This is a genomic window from Catonella massiliensis (genome assembly GCF_016651435.1).
Classification (GTDB): domain Bacteria; phylum Bacillota; class Clostridia; order Lachnospirales; family Lachnospiraceae; genus Catonella; species Catonella massiliensis.
Map to the genome: position 1 here is coordinate 97,942 of NZ_JAEPRJ010000001.1, position 17,740 is coordinate 115,681.

Genomic DNA, 17,740 nt, shown 5'->3' on the forward strand with positions numbered 1-17,740 from the left:
ATGAAAAACAATATAACCCTCATAGGTATGCCTGGAGCAGGTAAGAGTACGGTAGGAGTTGTGCTTGCCAAGGTGATGGGATATAGGTTTGTAGACAGCGACCTGGTTATACAGGAAAAAACAGGGAAGCTGCTTTCTGAGATTATAGCTGAAAAGGGCACAGAAGGCTTTCTTCAGGTGGAAGATGAGATAAATGCAGGCCTAACCTGTGAGAAATCCGTTATATCCACAGGTGGAAGTGCGGTCTACTGCAAAAATGCAATGGCTCACTTAAAGGAAATCTCTACAGTAGTCTACCTCAAACTCCCTTACGAAAAGGTGGAAAAAAGGCTTGGCAATCTGAAGGATAGAGGAGTAGCCCTAAAGGAAGGTCAGACACTTAAAGACCTCTATGAAGAACGCTGTCCACTATACGAAAAATATGCGGATGTGGTTATTGACGCTGATACTACTTCTGTAGAAGGCTGTATGAGAAGAATTGTAGATGGAATTAAGTAAATAGATGGCAAGAATAATTGTCAGAGGAACAGTAATCTGATATAATTTTTATGTTGTCGCACTCCCAATCTGACAGCAGAAGGGAGGTGATAGCTTGTCTGATATTATTCTCCAAATAATTGTCTCCGTTACAGCGGATTTGGTTAGCTACCTTATTTGCAAATGGCTAGACGGAGGTAAGGGCGACAATTAGCATATTTAAGTTTACTCAACTATAAAGAGAAGACCCCCTAAGATGTGTAGTGACACTTAGGGGGTCGTTCAAATTAGCTTGTCTTATTCTCCAAATAACTAGCTACAGTGATTATACAGCAATTTAAAATATTTGTCAAACCAGAAGAAAGAAGAGCAAAATGTAAAGAAAACATTAGAAATTCTTGTATAATAATTAACAATTATATGGTATCATCAAACTAGAACAGCTATAGGAGGTAATTACATGGAAGAGGTACTTAGACTTACGAATGTGAATAAGAGCTTTGGAGAGCATCATGTTCTCCATGATGTGAGCTTTGCAGCAGGAAGGGGAGAGCTTATTGGCTACATAGGGCCAAACGGAAGCGGCAAGTCCACAACTGTCAAGCTGATGCTTGGGATTCTTGGTGGCTACACAGGTACAATTGAGGTATTTGGCAAAAATATCGAAGAAGACCTGGTAAGCTACAAGAGGAAGATAGGCTATGTTCCTGAGATTCTATCCCTCTATGAGAGCCTTACAGGGGAAGAATATATCTCTTTTTTATCCTCTGTTTACGAGCTTAGCAACTGGAGAGGCAGGATGGAAGAGCTTGCGGAGATATTTCAGATAAATGATGCACTCACCACCCGTATCTCAGGTTATTCAAAGGGTATGAAGCAAAAAATAGCCATAATAGGAAGCCTTATACACAACCCTGACATCCTCTTCCTAGATGAGCCTCTAAATGGTATGGATACTAATAGCGTGGCTGTGTTTAAGGAGGTGCTTAAGACACTTACCAAGCAGGGTAAGACTATATTTTATTCCTCCCATATTATGGAAGTGGTGGAGCAGATGAGCAGCAGGGTTATCCTTCTTAAGGACGGGGCTGTAATCGCAGATTCAACAGTTGAAGAGCTGAAAAACAACAGTAAGGGCAGCAGTATGGAGGATATTTTCAATGACCTCACAGGCTTTACAAAGGGACACGACCTTGCAGCCAAGTTTGTAGACACACTGACCGGAGGTGAGACTATTGAAGATGAAAAATAGTGAACCCTTTGTGCTAAAGCTGGTGGATAAATGTGTAAAGCCGTTTTTAAGCAAGGACTTAAACTATAGCCATATTAGGGAAATGCTAAGGCTAAAGCTAATTATGGATAGCAGAAGGGTTTCTCTGGTTCTGCAAAATAATGGGAAGAAGATAGGGAAAGAGCCTAAAAAATCTATGCTTCTAACCTGCCTGGTTTATATGGGTTTAGGAATTTTTATTGCTTCTATGCAGGTGATGCCAAATATGTTTGGAGCTAATACAATCAGCTTTGCCATGCTTATATTCATGCTGTTTTCTGTCTATATCAGTGAGTATTCAGCGGTACTCCTAGATACTACAGAAAAGTCATTTTACGGGGCACTGCCAATTGGGAAAAATGAGATAAGTACGGCAAAAAACATACATATAGCTTACTATATAGGAACTATAGCAGCAGCTATGATGCTGCCATCTATGATTGTAGGCTTTATTTCTAAGGGAATCCTGTATGGCTTGGCTTTTACCTTAGTTTCGATTGTGATTGTTGTCGTTTGCCTTCACCTGGCAGGAGTTATTTACTATCTCCTTCTTAAGATATTTTCAGGAGAGAAGCTAAAGGATATACTAAGCGGCTTTCAGATATTTATGACAATAGCGATAGTACTCTCATATCAGATTGTGCCAAGAGTCATAAGTATAGCAGGCTTCTCAAAGGGACAGATTACATACTCGCCATTTTACTTTTTGCTGCCATCAGCTTGGTTCTCCGCTGTACTGGAGAGCTTATTTGGTGCAGGTGGACTATGGTACATATATGTACTAGCAGGGATCACAGTGCCTGCAGTTATCTTGCTTGAGGTGCTTTATAAGAAAAAGGTAATGCCTGAGTTTGAAGGAGAGCTTGACAAGCTTACGGAAACCGCCAAGGAAAATAAGACGCTTTCACCATTTTCAAAGCTTATGTGTAAGCTCCTTTCAAAGGATGAGCAGGAAAATGCCTTTATGAAGCTGGTGCTGATACAGGTATCAAGAAACAGGGATATGAAGCTTAAGCTCTACCCACAGCTCGCCAATGTATTTATTCTGCCTATAATAATGGTTCTGCCACAGATTACAGGGGAAAAGGGGCTTGCAGGCTTTATAGAAAACTTAAGAGAAGGAAGATGGGGACTGGCTCTGCTTTATTTTACAGGGTTAACGTCTGCGTCTATCTATATGATCATAGGACAGACTGAAAATGCAGAAAGCATAATGTTTTACCAAATACTTCCAATTGAGAATCTAAGCAAATGTATAAGAGCCGGAGTCAAGGTGGTGCTGTTTCGCTATTTGACACCTATATTTGTGGCTCTGTCAGCCCTTCTATTAGGAGTTTATGGCTTTGTAGCTATACCTGATGTGATACTTGCCTATCTGTCATTTATCTTCGTAACCGGTTTTATAATACGCATAAGTGCCTGGATGTTGCCATTTTCTTATGAATCAGATGCTGCGAGTGCAGGAAATAATTTATTGATGTTTTTTATCAGCCTCTTTGTATTTGCTGCATTTGGCTGGGTACATATATTTTGGCTTAAAACCCTAGGGCTGCAGCTAATCGGGATAGCGGTTATGATACTAGCCAACCTTGTATTATGGAAGTTCTTTATGAATAAGAAATACACTATAGCAAGGGGATAAGATATATCAGGAGAAAAGATTAAGAAAAATGAAGAGATAAGTGACTTATGACGTACAATAGCTTGTAGGAAGAGTATAGGTAGAGCATATAAAAAATTTATAAAAAGTATATAAAAAGAGGCTGCCACCATAAGAACGGTTTATTCTTAGGGTAACAGCCTTTTTAATTTGATAGGAAATTTCTCCAAAATTCCCTATCAAATTAAAAACTCTCCGAGGGATCGCACTGCGGCGGATATGTAGATGTCGCTCACGCGACCCGCCGCAGGCGGTGAATCCTGCGAAGCAGGATTTTTTCTTGATCCCCAAAGCTACGGGGAAGTTAATCTTATTTGTAATCTGCTAATTTTACACATTTAACATATGTTTCTTATGCCTATGAAGTAACATCGTTAAGCTAGAACTTAATCAGTCCAAATACGCTTGCAATCGAGCTTACAAGAATGATAAGTATACAGATAAGTGCGAGGTATTTGATAAAGAACTTGTAAATACCTTTACGCTTAAACTTAGATGATGTTTCTACCTCTTCGACTATCTTATCCACTCCAACTACATATACTATGAGAATACAGGTGGAGAGGGCGGCTATAGGCATCATGAGGGAATTTGTAAGGAAATCGAAGAAGTCAAGGATTGACATTCCAAGTATCTGTACAAAGTCAAGCATACCAAAGCCTAGAGCTGAGAATGAACCAAGTACCACTATGATGATTCCTATGACCACGCACGCTATATTACGCTTCCAGCCAAGCTGATCCTCTAAGGTAGATACACAGGACTCAGCAAGTGAAATAGCACTTGTAAGGGCTGCAAGAAGTACGAGGAGGAAGAATACTACACCGATGATTCTTCCCATTCCCATGCTTGCAAATACCTTAGGAAGGGTAATAAACATAAGCGAAGGGCCTGCTTTTAGTTTCTCAGGGTCTCCGTTAAAGAAGGAGAATACCGCAGGTATTATCATAAGACCTGCCAAGAAGGCTATAGCTGTATCAAAAACCTCTATCTGAGAGGTAGACTGCTCTATGTCTACATCTTTCTTCATGTATGAGCCGTAGGTGTAGAGAATACCCATAGCTATGGAAAGGGAGTAGAACATCTGCCCCATTGCGGCAACTATGGTCATCCAGGAGAAGTTGTCAAAGTTAGGTATGAGGAAGTACTTCACACCCTCAAGGGCTCCCGGCCTTGTTACTGAGTAGATTGAAACTACGACTGCAAGGATAACAAGGACAGGCATCATCATTTTTGAAACTTTCTCTATACCATGTTCAACACCTGCAACAATTATAAGAAGTACTACAAGCGTGAAGATAAGAAACCAAACTTCCACACTGGCACCTGCTGTAATAAAGCCTGTAAAATAGCTGTCTTCTGCTAGAGCATCTGTGCTTCCACGAAGATACTCAAATAAATACTTAAATACCCAGCCGCCTATTACGCTGTAGTAAGGGATGATGAGCATAGGAATGACGGCATTTATCCAACCGCCTATCTTAAAAGGAAGGGACTTGCCAAAGGCGCTAAAGGCACCTACAGGGCTCTTTCTGGTAAGCCTTCCAAGGGTTGTCTCAGATACAATAAGCACATATCCAAATGTAAGCATAAGGATAAGATACACAAGGAGGAAGATGCCTCCACCGTACTTAGCTGCAAGATAAGGGAAACGCCAGATATTACCCAGGCCTACGGCAGAGCCTGCTACAGCAAGCACATAGCCAAGCTTCCCCGAAAAGGAGCTTCTCTCGTTATCCCTGCCAAACGGGTCGAGGCTATTTTCCTGATTGTTTTCGTTATTCATTTGTAATACATCCTCTCAATTCTATACTTTATTTTTTCCAAATTCCACTTTTCCTTGCAGCCATACCTGCCCTCTAAATCTTCTGCCAACCAGAGGTTCGCCAAGCAGATCCTCGTCATTGATAGCTACATAGAAGTCAAGTCCATTACAGTCCAGTAGCATTTCAGTTGACTTCTCCCCTGTCAGGGTATTGGTATGTGGAATTACTTCTTTTATTATTCCAAGTATGGTATAGTTATCGGACTCAGAACCAAAAGGTATGAAGCTGGTCTCAACTATACTGTAGACATCCTCATTCTGTATTCGTCTTGTAATCATAGAATAGGTGTCAAAGTCAAGTAACGTAAGAGCATTGATTGCATTCTCATCACCCTCTCTGGCTGCCTGCAAAAGGCTTACGTGCTGTTCGGAATCTGCGGCCTGTGCTCTCACATGTTCAGCTGTCCTTAGTATAGGCAGGAGAATCTTTCCTGACGTAGAGAGACCGGAGAGAGTAAGAGGCATTTCCTTACCCGATTCTTCCTTTGACGAGAGATAATCTACTGAGTTTTGCAGGTAAAATATGATAGAAGAGCCAAAACGCAAATCATCACACATACCTGTATAAGCATCAGTATCCACCCTCTTAAATATGGATACCTCCTGATAACCACCTGACTTCTTCCCAATGAGGTATGGAAAATAATGTTCCAGGTGGAAGAATCCTTTATCATCATACTCGCCACGAATTGTAATTCCCATTCTTTCAGAGAAATCAAGACTTCTTTCTATAATCTTGTGGTGGCTGTCATCTGATGAAAATGCATGTTTATCAAGGGTTGGGTGAGTCATGACCAGCCCAAGCACCTTGTCAAGTTCCTTTCTTGAAGTGATATTGGAAAACCCTACGGTTCTTAAGAAGCTATGCATTAGCTCACCTCCCTCTCAGTATAATTGTACTTATGTTTCATTATAGTTTAAGTGCACTCTGCAATTTGCCCACTACCTCTTTAAGAGTACCATCTTCAAATGGGCTCTTAAGTCCGACCTCGGCTAAGAGTCCTGTAAAGAAGTCCTTCGCACCAAGGTTGCAAAGCTTAAGATAGCTCTTCCAGGCAGCCTTATAGTCATTATCCATCATTACCTTGTACTGGAAGGCGTTGGTCTGTGCCAGTACGTAGTCGATGTAGTAGAATGGGCTGTCATAGATGTGGCGCTGTTTCTGCCAGAAACCACCTGCACTGTAGTACTCGTTTCCTGAGTAGTCAAGATGAGGCTTGTACTGCATCTCAAGCTCTCTCCACATCTCATTACGCTGCTTTGGAGAAAGTCCCGGATTGGTGTAAGCAATATCCTGGAATTCATCAACCATGGTTCCATAAGGAATGAAGGCTGCGGCTGACTCAAGATGCATATCTATATAGTCCTGCTTTCTCTTGCCGAAGAAAAGCTCCATCCAAGGCTCGGTAAAGAATTCCATAGACATCGAATGTGTCTCAGCTGTCTCCATGGTGATTTCGCTATGCTCAATGATAGGATCATCCACCATACAGAAGCCCTGGAAGGCATGTCCACACTCGTGAGTCATTACATCTGCATCATCAGCGGTTCCGTTAAAGTTGGCAAATATAAAAGGAGACTTATAATCAGGAAGATAGGTCATATATCCGCCTGTCTGCTTGGTCTTTCTTCCAAGCACATCAAAAAGCTCATTATCACACATAAAGTTAATGAACTTAGCTGTTTCAGGTGAAAGCTCATTATACATCTTTCTTCCTGCAGCAAGGATATCATCAGGAGTGCCGATAGGTGCAGGGTTTCCGTTGTTAAAGTACACGCCCTCATCCTCAAAATGAAGCTTATCAAGGCGGAGTCTCATTCTACGTCTGTCGTGTAATTTTTCCGCAAATGGTACGAAGTCACGCTTAACCTGCTCTCTAAAGCGCTTAACATCTTCTCTGCCATAGCAGTTACGGTTCATCCTATAGTAGCCAAGCTGAATGAAGTTGTCATAGCCAAGCTTTTCAGCCTGTGCTGTTCTGTTCTTCACAAGCTGGTCATAGATGTCGTCAAGCTCTTCTTTATGGTTGGTAAAGAAGTCGGTATATTTTTTCCATGCCTCTACTCGAATCTTCCTATCACAGTTGTTGAGATATGGAGCCATAAGTGAAAGATTGAGTGTCTCACCGTTCCAGTCTATCTTGGCAGTAGCAAGGAGCTTGTCATAGCGGCTCTTTAAGGCATTCTCCTCCTGCATAAGAGGCACTATCCTGTCGTCGACAGACTTCATAGCTAACTCCAGGTTCTTAAAGGCAACTTTTCCTATCTTGCTCTCTAAGAAGCTTCTATACTCTGAGTTGTAAAGCTTCTTGCCATATTCAACAAGCAATGACTGAAGCACAGGACCGTTCTCGTCATAGTAATCATTTTCCTTGCTATAGAACTCATCTGTCACATCTATTGAGTGGCGGATCTGGGCAAGTGTCATCTGTGTGAATATGCGGTTCACAGTTTTATAATACTGTTTATGTACTTCAAACTGTTCTTCTCCTGACTTGGCGCCATCAAAGTCTTCCATCAATCTCGCAAAATCAGCCTTAGCTTCTTCGATATCAGCCCTTTTATAAGGCATTTCACTAAATTTCATATATTTTACTTCCTTTCCGTAAGGTACATGTCTGCAACTTATAATGTTAAGCTATTTTCAGATGAAAATCAAGCTATAAGAGAAAAAAAGTGGCCATCCTTACCATTATTTTATATTCTATAGAAAAACGGTAGGGGAAGCTGGGCGAGATATGTATTGGAAACTGATGTAGCGAGATTTGTTTACTATGGAGCAAGGGTGTTTGGACTTGTACCTTTAATCACAGCAGAAATATAGGACTTCTTAAAACACTGACTGAAGATGATATAAAGAAGATATATGAGATGGCTGTATAAAAACGGGGCTGTCACATTGATAAACGCTTAAAAACATAGTGTATTCTTAGTGGAAAACATCTATGGATATGTGTTTATTCTAAATGTGACAGCCCCTTTATAGACTTTTATAAGTTTCGTTTCGCATAAGACTAGCCTTTAAAAACATCATATCAGCAGGATTCTTTCTTGTATAACCTTTGGCTCGTAAGGGCATTTTACAAATTGTTATAGTAATGAAGTATCAAGTCCCTCTGCTAAGGCAATGGCAAGCACTCCGGGACCTATGTGGCAGGCAACTGAAAGTGAAAGTGGCTGCATTTCAATCTCATAGTCCGGGAAGGCTTCCTCGACTTCTTTTTTCCATTCTAAAGCATCATCAAGATAAGCCCCGTAGGCAATTAAAAGATGAAGATTTTTCTTTGCGGCTGCATCCTTAAAGCGGCCTTCCATATCCTTTCTAATAGCATCTATCATGGTTTTCTTAGCCTGTGCCTTACCTCTGCATTTTGCGTAAGCATCTAACTTATCTCCCTGAATCTGAAGCACGGGCTTTAAGTTAAGCAGAGTTCCTATAGCTGCGGCAGCAGGTGTGATTCGCCCGCCTTTTTTGAGGTATTTGAGGGTATCAAGAGATACATAGATAGCTGAGCGGTCTGCCGTTCTTTCAAGGTATTCCTTGATTTCTTTTGCATTCTTACCCATCTTCGCAAGCTCAAGAGCATCAACCATGGAGCGGTACTGGGTGACAGACACTCTTCTGTTATCTACTACCTGAACCCTGCCGTCAAAGTCCTCTGCGAGCATGGCAGCAGTTGAAACTGTGCCTGAAAGTCCGCTTGATATAGGTATAAATAGAACCTCATCGTGAGTTTTAAGGAGTTCATCCCAAGTATCTGTCATATCTCCGGGTGATGGCATCGAAGTCTTTACATCTACAGCATCATCCTGAAGGGCAGCATAAAACTGCTCATGCGTCATAGTAACACCGGCAAACTCTATTTTGTCATTTATAAAAAAAGGAGATGGCTGGATGAATACACCCATTTCCTTTGCTTCTTCCATAGAAATTCCTGCATTACTATCTGATATTATTGCAATTTTCATTAAAATCCCCTATCCTTATTATAATGGTAAATGATACAGGATTGCATAGCCTTACTTCCCGCAATCCATTCAAAAAATGATATGTTTAAACATTAGCCGATATTTAGACAATAGTCAATATATAAATCGAAATAATGTGATTTTTGGCAATATGCCGAAGTGGATATAATTGTGGTTTAATGAATATCATCATATTCCCGCCAGTTTGCTATGGGGATGCGACAAAGCAGAAGATAGAAGAGGTAAATATGACTACTGATGAGAAATGGATGAGACAGGCTATAAAGCAGGCTAAAAAGGCGGAAAAACTGGAAGAGGTGCCTATTGGCTGCGTTATTGTTCTTAATGATAAGATTATTGCAAGGGGATATAACAGGAGAAATACTGACCATACCTCGCTTGCACACGCAGAAATGATGGCAATAAAAAAAGCCTGCAAAAAAATAGGTGACTGGAGGCTTGAGGAATGTACTCTCTACGTAACTCTTGAGCCCTGCCAGATGTGTGCAGGAGCCATAGTGCAGTCTAGAGTGAAAAGGGTTGTCATAGGGGCTATGAATAAGAAGGCAGGCTGCGCAGGCTCTATATATAATCTCCTTGAGGAGGACAGGTTCAACCATAAGGCAGAGGTAACAAGGGGAATACTTGAAGATGAGTGTGCAGAAATGATGAGTGAGTTCTTTAGAGGGCTTAGGGCGAAAAAAAAGCCATGCATTTTGCTTCGAAACAGCTTCACAGACGGTACCTAAGTGAAGAACTCAGCCCAGGCTCCCTTACGGCACATGAAAGATTTTGCTTAGTGCTGCTTTGTTCCCAACCTGACACGGTTCACAAGCTCTCATTGCGTAAGACCAAGACTTCAACATCCTCCGCCTAGGGCGGCTCTGCAAAGACTGTCCCTCAGACAAAATATCACCCCTACTAGAGCGGATTGTAGGTACAGGGCACCGCTATCTCCCCGGCTGCATGGTAGTAATAGTATAGTGAAAATAAGACTTTATGTCAAGTGGGATAATAAGCCTGTCATTTTGTCGCTTATAATCAAATACCAGCTGTGTATTAATGTAAGCATTAGGAGAAAAGAGGAGCATAAATATACTGACAATATTATATGTGCAATAGAAAAAACTGACAATAACTTGACCGATATAATTGAAAGTGTTATATTTAAAGTGACTATAGTTATTTTGTAGAATTCTTTTGCGAAAAACTACACAGAGAAAGAGGTGAGGGTATTATGAAAAGCATAAAAATAACAAAAAGAACAGTATTCTATATTTTGCTTGCAGTTTCTTTGATAATGCTACTGATAGCATTATTCCCGCCAGGAAAAGTGGTAGACTCAGGAATCTTATCCACGGCAATGGGAAATTATGAGTTTAGCATAAGAGAAAGGCTGTTGGTAGGAGCACTTGGATTGTCGGTATGGTTAATAATATATGGATTTTTCATAAAGAAGCAGACTCTAGAATGGATAATAATGATAATATTGTTCATTCCACATGTAATATTGATTTTAGTAATGAAAGAATATTCTCACGATATAATGTATATGCTAAGGATGTATTTGTTAATTCTTAGCTTTGGATTTATAGCGATTAGAGGGTAGTATCGAATTGACACCTTTCTATATTTTAGGATAATATAAAGCCAGCTTTAGAATTTTCCTAAAAATGAAGTGTACCCTGGGATATATGAGGAGGCATTATGAAGAAGAGAATTAAACCTATAATAGCTATAGTCATAGCGATAATTATTGCTTTTACCATAATGGCAATACTAATGGGCATTTTTATATTCAATATTATAAGATCTGAAAAAGAGAGAGAAGTCGGTAATGCTTATTTTAAAGTCACAATTCCGGATGGATGGAAAGCAGATGGAGAAGATAGGGAGGAATATGCCCCAAGTGGGGAAAGCTGGGTGAGTGATGGTTTATATATTTACCCTAAAGAATGTAGTGATGAGAATCAAAGAATATATATATTTAGAAGTGTAAGTCAAGTATCTGAAGATGGCATGGAAGATAAAAGCTATAGTAAAGAAACATTTATTACTAAGGGTGGTATAAAGGGAAAAGTATATAAAAGTAATGATATTTTTTCATGGATGGTATTATACGATGTGGATGAGTTGGGTGGATACTATGGTGCAAATGTCTATTTTGATGACAAATCCATAATAAGCAGACACGAGAATGAAATAATGGATATATTAAAGAGTTTAGTGGTAAACAAGGAGCAATCGGAATAAAATCATTCAAAGGAAAATAAGCAGGTATTTATAGACTGATAAATTAGAAAAGTGATGGAAATATCAATTACAGATTTCCATCACTTTTATACTTTATCCAACCCTTAATTTGAATTTCATCAGGGCTTTTTCATCATCCACAGGGATTTTAGCAATGTCGGCGCCGAGTTCTTTTAGCTTTTCTTCAAAATGCTCGTATCCTCTCTCGATATACTCTATCTGGTCAACCTCGCTTACTTCCTCAGAACAAAGGCCTGCTATCACAAGGGCTGCTCCGGCTCTTAGGTCAGGAGAACTAAGCTTTGCGCCTGAGAGCTTCTCAACACCGTCTATAATGGCATTATTTCCCTCTACTTTGATGGTAGCACCCATCTTAGTAAGCTCATCAGTGAACTTGAAACGGTTCTCAAATATACTCTCAGTGACAACACTGGTACCACTTGCCATAGAAAGGAGGGTAGTCATCTGAGGCTGCATATCGGTAGGAAAGCCCGGATAAGGCAGAGTCTTTACATGAGTATGGGTCAGTCTCTCTTTGGCACAGACTCTGATAGAATCATCAAATTCATGTATTTCAGCACCCATTTCAAGCAGTTTTGCAGTAATTGCTTCCATGTGTTTTGGAATCAGATTCTTTACAAGGACATCACCCTTTGTTGCAGCAGCGGCCACCATGTAAGTTCCTGCCTCTATCATATCAGGTATAATAGAATATTCACTTCCGTGAAGCTTCTCAACTCCAACTATTCTGATTACATCAGTACCTGCACCCTTTATGTCGGCACCCATACTGTTAAGGAAGTTGGCTACATCTACAACATGAGGCTCCTTAGCCACATTTTCCATTATGGTCTTGCCCCTCGCAAGGGTAGCCGCAAGCATGATATTAATAGTAGCACCTACGCTTGATACATCAAAGTAAATGTGGTTTCCAATCAGCTCATCAGCTCTTACAGCAATAAGGCTGTGCTTGATATCAATCTCTGCGCCGAGTGCCTCAAAGCCCTTGATATGCTGGTCTATAGGACGGCTGCCAATATTACAGCCACCGGGGAATGCCACCTTGGCATCTTTGTTCTTGCCAAGAAGAGCGCCGAGAAGATAGTAGGAAGCTCTTATCTTTCTGATAAACTCATTATCTACACAGAAGTTAGTAATGGTTCCACCATTTATCCTAACTGTATGATTATCTATTCTTTCAACAATGGCTCCTATTTCTTCAATGGCACTAAGAAGCACCTGTATATCACTAACATAAGGAAGATTCTCTATCTTAACCGGCTCGTTACACATAATGGCAGCGGCTAAAATACCAAGCGCAGCATTTTTAGCTCCACTTATAGAAACTTCGCCAACGAGAGGCCTACCGCCTCTGATTACATATTCATTCATCTTAACCCCTTTACTAGGTCTTTTAAGGTATAATAATTTTAATTAGAGTATGTGAAGATATAATTATCACATGTATCACTCAATTATAACGAGTAAGTAGATAAGTGTCAATATTTCGGGTAGAGTTTGACAAAATGAGGGCGCTGTATTAAAATTATAAAGTTAGAAAACAACTGTAAATATTTGCTTTTCAGGCAAAGAAGGCAGGTAAAATTTGCTTCAAATTATCCTGGTGAATTTGCAGAGTAGAGGGTTGTAAAATGGAGCAAATAATTTGGCTTTGATATATTTACCCTGAAAAGTCAGATATTTGAGAAATAAAATGTATAGAAAGAGGGAAGAAAATGGCAAAAGATAAGAAAATGGTAGAAGAAATTACTTCTATGAACGAAGATTTCGCGCAGTGGTACACCGATGTTGTTAAAAAGGCTGAGCTTGCAGATTATTCAAGCGTGAAGGGCTTTGTAGTTCTCAAGCCTTATGGCTTTGGTATTTGGGAGAATATACAGAAAACCCTTGATAAGATGTTCAAGGAGACAGGTGTAGAAAATGTATGTATGCCACTTTTGATTCCCGAAAGTCTTATAAATAAAGAAAAAGACCATGTTGAGGGCTTTGCTCCGGAGGCAGCCTGGGTAACACATGGCGGCTCTGAAGAGCTTCAGGAACGACTTTGTGTGCGTCCTACCTCAGAGACCTTATTCTGTGATTTTTATTCAAAGGATATCCGCTCATACAGAGACTTACCTAAGGTTTATAACCAGTGGTGCTCAGTCGTAAGATGGGAAAAGGAGACCAGGCCATTTCTTCGTACCAGAGAATTCCTCTGGCAGGAAGGACATACTGCACATGCTACAGAGGAAGAGGCTCAGGAGAGAACCATCCAGATGCTAAATGTCTATGTGGACTTCTTTGAGAAAGAGCTTGCTATCCCTGTGATCAAGGGACAAAAGACCGAGAAGGAGAAGTTTGCCGGTGCAGTATCTACCTATACTATCGAGGCTATGATGCACGATGGTAAGGCTCTTCAGTCAGGTACAAGCCACAACTTCGGTGATGGATTTGCAAGGGCTTATGATGTTACATTTACAGATAAGGACAACACTATAAAATACTGCCACCAGACCTCCTGGGGAGTAAGTACCAGAATGATAGGTGCCCTTATCATGGTTCACGGCGATGACAACGGTCTCGTGCTTCCTCCAAGGATTGCGCCTACACAGGTGATGATAGTTCCTATTATGCAGAACAAGGAAGGTGTGCTTGAGAAGGCGAATGAGCTTAAGGGAAGGCTGTCCGCAGACTTTAGAGTTAAGCTTGACGACAGCGACAAGACACCGGGCTTTAAGTTCGCTGACCAGGAAATGCGCGGTATCCCTGTGAGAGTGGAGATTGGGCCTAAGGATATAGAGGCAAATAAATGCGTGGTGGTAAGAAGAGACAATCACGAGAAGCTTGAAGTTTCTCTTGATGAACTTGAGGCAAAACTTAGTGTTATCCTTGAGGATATTCAGAAGAACATGCTTGAAAAGGCAAGAGCACATAGAGACAGCCATATCTACAGTGCTGATACCTATGATGAATTTAAGGAGACTATTGCTAATAAACCGGGCTTTATAAAGGCACATTGGTGTGAGAACAGAGAATGTGAAGACAAGATTAAGGAAGATACTTCAGCTACAGCAAGATGTATACCTTTTGAGGACGGCAATTCAGAAGGAAAATGTATCTGCTGCGGTAAGCCTGCTAAGAAGCTCGTTTATTGGGGAAAGGCATATTAATGCATATTACATTACCTACAAAGGTAAAACAAATAATATCAAAACTTGAAAAAGCAGACTTTGAAGCCTATGCAGTCGGTGGCTGTGTGAGGGACTCTATTCTTGGGAGAAGTCCTGAGGACTGGGATATAACCACTTCCGCAAAGCCGGAGGAGGTTAAGAGGCTCTTTAGTGCTACCATAGACACAGGCTTACAGCATGGAACGGTGACTGTAGTCATAGAAAAAGAGGGCTTTGAGGTCACTACCTTTAGGCTTGACGGAGATTATACAGATGGAAGGCATCCCGACAGGGTTGCCTTTACCTCTTCTTTGACGGAAGACTTAAGGAGGCGGGATTTCACTATAAATGCTATGGCATACAGTGAAAAAAGAGGACTTATAGATGAGTTTGACGGTGAAAGAGACCTTGAGGACGGTATCATAAGGGCTGTGGGTGATGCTTGTGAGAGATTCTCTGAGGATGCACTCAGGATGCTTCGTGCCATAAGATTTGCAGGTCAGCTAAACTTTAAGATAGCTGATGAGACATTTGACGCTATAAAAGAGTTTTCCCCAAACATTGCCAAGGTAAGTGTAGAAAGGATAGCAAAAGAACTTGAGAAGCTGCTCCTATCGGGTAATCCTGAGTACATAGCTCTTGTGTATGAGACGGGTATCTTCTCAGTCATTGCTCCTGAAGTAGCAATGCTTTTTGAAAATGGTGAGATATCCGCTTCGATTAAGGCACTTAGCAAGGCTTCATTTCCTGAAAAGAAAGAGTTATATCAGATAAGACTAGCCATCTTCTTAGAGGGCTTGGGGGCTGATAAGGCTGCAAACCTTCTTAAACGCTTAAAGCTAGACAATGACACCATAAATACAGTGAAAAAGCTCCTAGGGCTCTCGCTTAGAGAGGTAGAGAATAACGAAACCGATATGAGGAGAACAGTTAAGGAGGCAGGGCATAAGATGATGCCTCTCCTTTTGGAAATGAGAAGAGCAAAAGGGCTTAAAGACAATAAAGACCTGTATCAGACCGTCATTGACAACGGCTATTGTACCAGTATCAGCGAGCTAAATATCAACGGTAAAGACCTTATGGATGCAGGCATACCAAAGGGAGCTCTTATAGGGAGTACGCTTGAGAGACTTTTGGAGCTTGTTATAGAGAAGCCAGAGCTAAACACAAGGGAAAGTCTGCTTTTGGAGGTGAGGAGGAATGAAGAGTAGCCGATTATTGCCCATAATCATTATGTTATGCTTAACCGGACTCGGAATATTTGTAGGTGTAAACACCATTATAAATGCCAAGAATAAAAGGCCACCTATAAGCCCTAAGCCAAATGAGATAGTAGAGGTATCTCCTGCGGCTGTCAAAGAAGAGACACAGAGCGGGACTGTAGCTGTGCTAAGGGGGATAGACAGGGTAAATAACAAGATAGGCGTCTATCTTGCGGGTGAAATGAGAGAGACCAGTTATTCTTATGATTTGGCGACCTCAGTAAAAAGCAAGAATGACAGGGAGCTTGTGATGCCTGAGCTTCCGCTTGGAAGTATTATTAATATCGAAGTAAATGAAGACACAGGTATGCTTAGTAAGGTAGCGGTCAACAAAGAGGCTTGGGACTATCAGGGAGTAAAGAACCTCCAGATAGATGAGGTGCTCTCCAAGATGACAATTGGAGAAACCAACTTTATGTATGATGCAGGGCTTACAGTAATAAGTGGGAATGATAATGTCAGTCTTAGGAATATAGAGCCTGCGAAGGATGTACTGGAAGTCAGAGGACTTGGAGAAAAAATCTTCTCTTTAAGTGTGACAAGGGGACATGGAGTACTTGAGTTTGCTGACTATGACGATTTTCTTGGTGGAAGCATTGAAATAGGCTACGATGTATTTGATGATATCGCAGAAAATATGAAGTACGTCCTTAAAGAAGGGCAGTATAAGGTCATTCTAAAGAAAGACAATCTTACGGTAAATAAGGTTGTAGATATAAAAAGAGATAGGACAGAGGTACTGAGGCTCTCGGGCTATACAGCTGAAATGACTAAGACCTCGAAGGTGACTTTTAGCCTCTCGCCGAGCAGTGCGTCTATAAGCATTGACGGTAAGGAAGTGGATGTAAGTAAGACGATTGAGCTAAACTACGGCGAATATTTGGTTAAGGTCAAGGCGGATGGCTATGTGGGCTGGGAAAGCGTAGTGACCATATCAAAGCCTAAAACTGTGATGAGTATTGCTCTTGCCATGAAGAAGGAAAAGGCAGAGGAAGAGAAGAAGGATGACGGAATGGCAGAGCCGTCTACAGATGTAGAAAAAACTGATGATGACTCTGAGGAGACCGGTATTTCTGAAACGCCTACAGAGGACGATGAGGATAAGGAAATAAAGGTAAGAACTGACAGTACAAAGAACATTTTCTTTAGGAAGCCTGTAGGGGCAACCATTTCCTTTGACGGCAGGGTAATAGGAGATGCACCTTGCGAGATGACAAAGGTGACGGGTGAACACGAGATTACCCTTAAGATGGACGGTTACGAGACTCAGACCTACACCATAAACATCGAAGATGATGGAGAAGACGCGGTGTTTAGTTTTCCTGATATGATAAGGGAGAAGCAGTAAATAGCTTAATTTGACTTTTACCTATAAACATGGTATGATTAGGGGGCAGTTGTACAAGCGTGCTTGTATACAAATGTATGTTGCATATCCTGATTATATCAGGGTTAGGTTGATAACTTAATAGTTGGGAGGCTTAATCATGGGAAAAGTTGATGTAAAGGCAGTCCGTAATGCAGTATACCGCGCCATTGGAAGCAGAGTCGTAGTCAAAGCCAATCGTGGCAGACATAGATTCGATGTGAACGAAGGCGTGATTAAAGAGGTTTATCCTCACGTGTTTATGATTCAAATAAATGACAGTGAGGAAGATGCAGGTAAGACTGTTTCTTACACCTATACCGATATCCTTACAAAGGATGTACAGCTTCAACTTTGTACACAATAAAATAAATCCTTAATAACAGAGATTAATTCAGAAGAATACACTTGTTATTAAGGATTTTTTATATTTTCTCGGAAATCACTTTAAGAATTTTATACGCGCAACTGCATAAGCAGCAATT

14 protein-coding genes, 1 other RNA gene and 1 pseudogene are annotated in these 17,740 nt (G+C 40.9%); 10 read left to right on the forward strand and 6 right to left on the reverse strand.

Annotation, left to right across the window (positions count from 1 at the left end):
- From JJN12_RS00475 to JJN12_RS00485, 3 genes are all read left to right on the forward strand, one after another.
- Positions 1–498, forward strand: coding sequence for a shikimate kinase (locus JJN12_RS00475; protein WP_208427851.1), 498 nt, complete (start codon positions 1–3; stop codon positions 496–498).
- Positions 499–937: 439 nt separating this feature from the next.
- A complete protein-coding gene (locus JJN12_RS00480; protein ID WP_208427852.1) occupies positions 938–1,729 on the forward strand; it encodes an ABC transporter ATP-binding protein in 792 nt (263 codons plus the stop codon).
- Entirely contained in the window at positions 1,719–3,389 is a 1,671-nt protein-coding gene (locus tag JJN12_RS00485; RefSeq protein ID WP_236013817.1) for a hypothetical protein, read from the forward strand. The genes JJN12_RS00480 and JJN12_RS00485 overlap by 11 nt, the downstream gene beginning before the upstream one ends.
- Positions 3,390–3,786: 397 nt before the next feature.
- On the opposite strand, the gene JJN12_RS00490 is transcribed toward JJN12_RS00485, so the two are convergent.
- The 4 genes from JJN12_RS00490 to JJN12_RS00505 all read right to left on the reverse strand — a co-directional run bounded on the left by JJN12_RS00490 (position 3,787) and on the right by JJN12_RS00505 (position 9,201).
- Positions 3,787–5,193, reverse strand: a complete 1,407-nt coding sequence (locus JJN12_RS00490) for a sodium-dependent transporter (RefSeq protein WP_208427854.1) — start codon at positions 5,191–5,193, stop codon at positions 3,787–3,789.
- A 21-nt stretch (positions 5,194–5,214) separates the two neighbouring features.
- Positions 5,215–6,102 carry a DUF3881 family protein gene (locus JJN12_RS00495; protein WP_208427855.1) on the reverse strand — a complete coding sequence of 296 codons (888 nt, stop codon included), beginning with the start codon at positions 6,100–6,102 and terminating at the stop codon, positions 5,215–5,217.
- Between the two features lie 40 nt (positions 6,103–6,142).
- Positions 6,143–7,819: a M3 family oligoendopeptidase gene (locus tag JJN12_RS00500; protein WP_208427856.1), complete on the reverse strand. Its 1,677-nt coding sequence runs from the start codon at positions 7,817–7,819 to the stop codon at positions 6,143–6,145.
- A 503-nt stretch (positions 7,820–8,322) separates the two neighbouring features.
- Positions 8,323–9,201, reverse strand: coding sequence for a DegV family protein (locus JJN12_RS00505; protein WP_208427857.1), 879 nt, complete (start codon positions 9,199–9,201; stop codon positions 8,323–8,325).
- A gap of 248 nt (positions 9,202–9,449) precedes the next feature.
- Between JJN12_RS00505 and tadA the strand changes: the two are divergent.
- Positions 9,450–9,908 (forward strand): annotated as a pseudogene (tadA, locus tag JJN12_RS00510) (tRNA adenosine(34) deaminase TadA); the annotation flags it as partial.
- On the opposite strand, the gene ffs reads toward tadA, so the two are convergent.
- An RNA gene (ffs, locus tag JJN12_RS00515) (signal recognition particle sRNA large type) lies at positions 9,909–10,171 on the reverse strand.
- Between the two features lie 267 nt (positions 10,172–10,438).
- On the opposite strand from ffs, the gene JJN12_RS00520 reads away from it, so the two are divergent.
- Together JJN12_RS00520 and JJN12_RS00525 are read left to right on the forward strand one after the other, a co-directional pair.
- Positions 10,439–10,810 carry a hypothetical protein gene (locus tag JJN12_RS00520; protein WP_208427858.1) on the forward strand — a complete coding sequence of 124 codons (372 nt, stop codon included), beginning with the start codon at positions 10,439–10,441 and terminating at the stop codon, positions 10,808–10,810.
- A 98-nt stretch (positions 10,811–10,908) separates the two neighbouring features.
- A complete protein-coding gene (locus tag JJN12_RS00525; protein ID WP_208427859.1) occupies positions 10,909–11,454 on the forward strand; it encodes a hypothetical protein in 546 nt (181 codons plus the stop codon).
- Positions 11,455–11,547: 93 nt separating this feature from the next.
- On the opposite strand, the gene JJN12_RS00530 is transcribed toward JJN12_RS00525, so the two are convergent.
- Complete coding sequence (locus tag JJN12_RS00530) at positions 11,548–12,846, reverse strand: UDP-N-acetylglucosamine 1-carboxyvinyltransferase (RefSeq protein ID WP_208427860.1); 1,299 nt, start codon at positions 12,844–12,846, stop codon at positions 11,548–11,550.
- 344 nt (positions 12,847–13,190) lie between these two features.
- Here JJN12_RS00530 and proS point away from each other — a divergent pair, with 344 nt between their 5' ends.
- The 4 genes from proS (at position 13,191) to JJN12_RS00550 (ending at position 17,622) form a co-directional block, all read left to right on the forward strand.
- On the forward strand, positions 13,191–14,627 hold the full coding sequence (gene proS / locus JJN12_RS00535; RefSeq protein ID WP_208427861.1) for a proline--tRNA ligase: 1,437 nt from the start codon (positions 13,191–13,193) through the stop codon (positions 14,625–14,627).
- Entirely contained in the window at positions 14,627–15,838 is a 1,212-nt protein-coding gene (locus JJN12_RS00540; RefSeq protein ID WP_208427862.1) for a CCA tRNA nucleotidyltransferase, read from the forward strand. The genes proS and JJN12_RS00540 overlap by 1 nt, the downstream gene beginning before the upstream one ends.
- Positions 15,828–17,237, forward strand: coding sequence for a PEGA domain-containing protein (locus JJN12_RS00545; RefSeq protein WP_208427863.1), 1,410 nt, complete (start codon positions 15,828–15,830; stop codon positions 17,235–17,237). Before JJN12_RS00540 ends, JJN12_RS00545 begins: the two co-directional genes overlap by 11 nt.
- 139 nt (positions 17,238–17,376) lie before the next feature.
- Positions 17,377–17,622 (forward strand): Veg family protein, encoded by a 246-nt coding sequence (locus JJN12_RS00550; RefSeq protein ID WP_208427864.1) that lies wholly within the window; start codon positions 17,377–17,379, stop codon positions 17,620–17,622.
- Positions 17,623–17,740: the final 118 nt, after the last annotated feature.

Excerpts from the sequence above, each read along its gene's own strand:
- JJN12_RS00475 (WP_208427851.1), top strand. The coding sequence starts at position 1 with ATGAAAAACAATATAACCCTCATAGGTATGCCTGGAGCAGGTAAGAGT.
- JJN12_RS00480 (WP_208427852.1), top strand. The coding sequence starts at position 938 with ATGGAAGAGGTACTTAGACTTACGAATGTGAATAAGAGCTTTGGAGAG.
- JJN12_RS00485 (WP_236013817.1), top strand. The coding sequence starts at position 1,719 with ATGAAAAATAGTGAACCCTTTGTGCTAAAGCTGGTGGATAAATGTGTA.
- JJN12_RS00490 (WP_208427854.1), bottom strand. The coding sequence starts at position 5,193 with ATGAATAACGAAAACAATCAGGAAAATAGCCTCGACCCGTTTGGCAGG.
- JJN12_RS00495 (WP_208427855.1), bottom strand. The coding sequence starts at position 6,102 with ATGCATAGCTTCTTAAGAACCGTAGGGTTTTCCAATATCACTTCAAGA.
- JJN12_RS00500 (WP_208427856.1), bottom strand. The coding sequence starts at position 7,819 with ATGAAATTTAGTGAAATGCCTTATAAAAGGGCTGATATCGAAGAAGCT.
- JJN12_RS00505 (WP_208427857.1), bottom strand. The coding sequence starts at position 9,201 with ATGAAAATTGCAATAATATCAGATAGTAATGCAGGAATTTCTATGGAA.
- JJN12_RS00520 (WP_208427858.1), top strand. The coding sequence starts at position 10,439 with ATGAAAAGCATAAAAATAACAAAAAGAACAGTATTCTATATTTTGCTT.
- JJN12_RS00525 (WP_208427859.1), top strand. The coding sequence starts at position 10,909 with ATGAAGAAGAGAATTAAACCTATAATAGCTATAGTCATAGCGATAATT.
- JJN12_RS00530 (WP_208427860.1), bottom strand. The coding sequence starts at position 12,846 with ATGAATGAATATGTAATCAGAGGCGGTAGGCCTCTCGTTGGCGAAGTT.
- proS (WP_208427861.1), top strand. The coding sequence starts at position 13,191 with ATGGCAAAAGATAAGAAAATGGTAGAAGAAATTACTTCTATGAACGAA.
- JJN12_RS00540 (WP_208427862.1), top strand. The coding sequence starts at position 14,627 with ATGCATATTACATTACCTACAAAGGTAAAACAAATAATATCAAAACTT.
- JJN12_RS00545 (WP_208427863.1), top strand. The coding sequence starts at position 15,828 with ATGAAGAGTAGCCGATTATTGCCCATAATCATTATGTTATGCTTAACC.
- JJN12_RS00550 (WP_208427864.1), top strand. The coding sequence starts at position 17,377 with ATGGGAAAAGTTGATGTAAAGGCAGTCCGTAATGCAGTATACCGCGCC.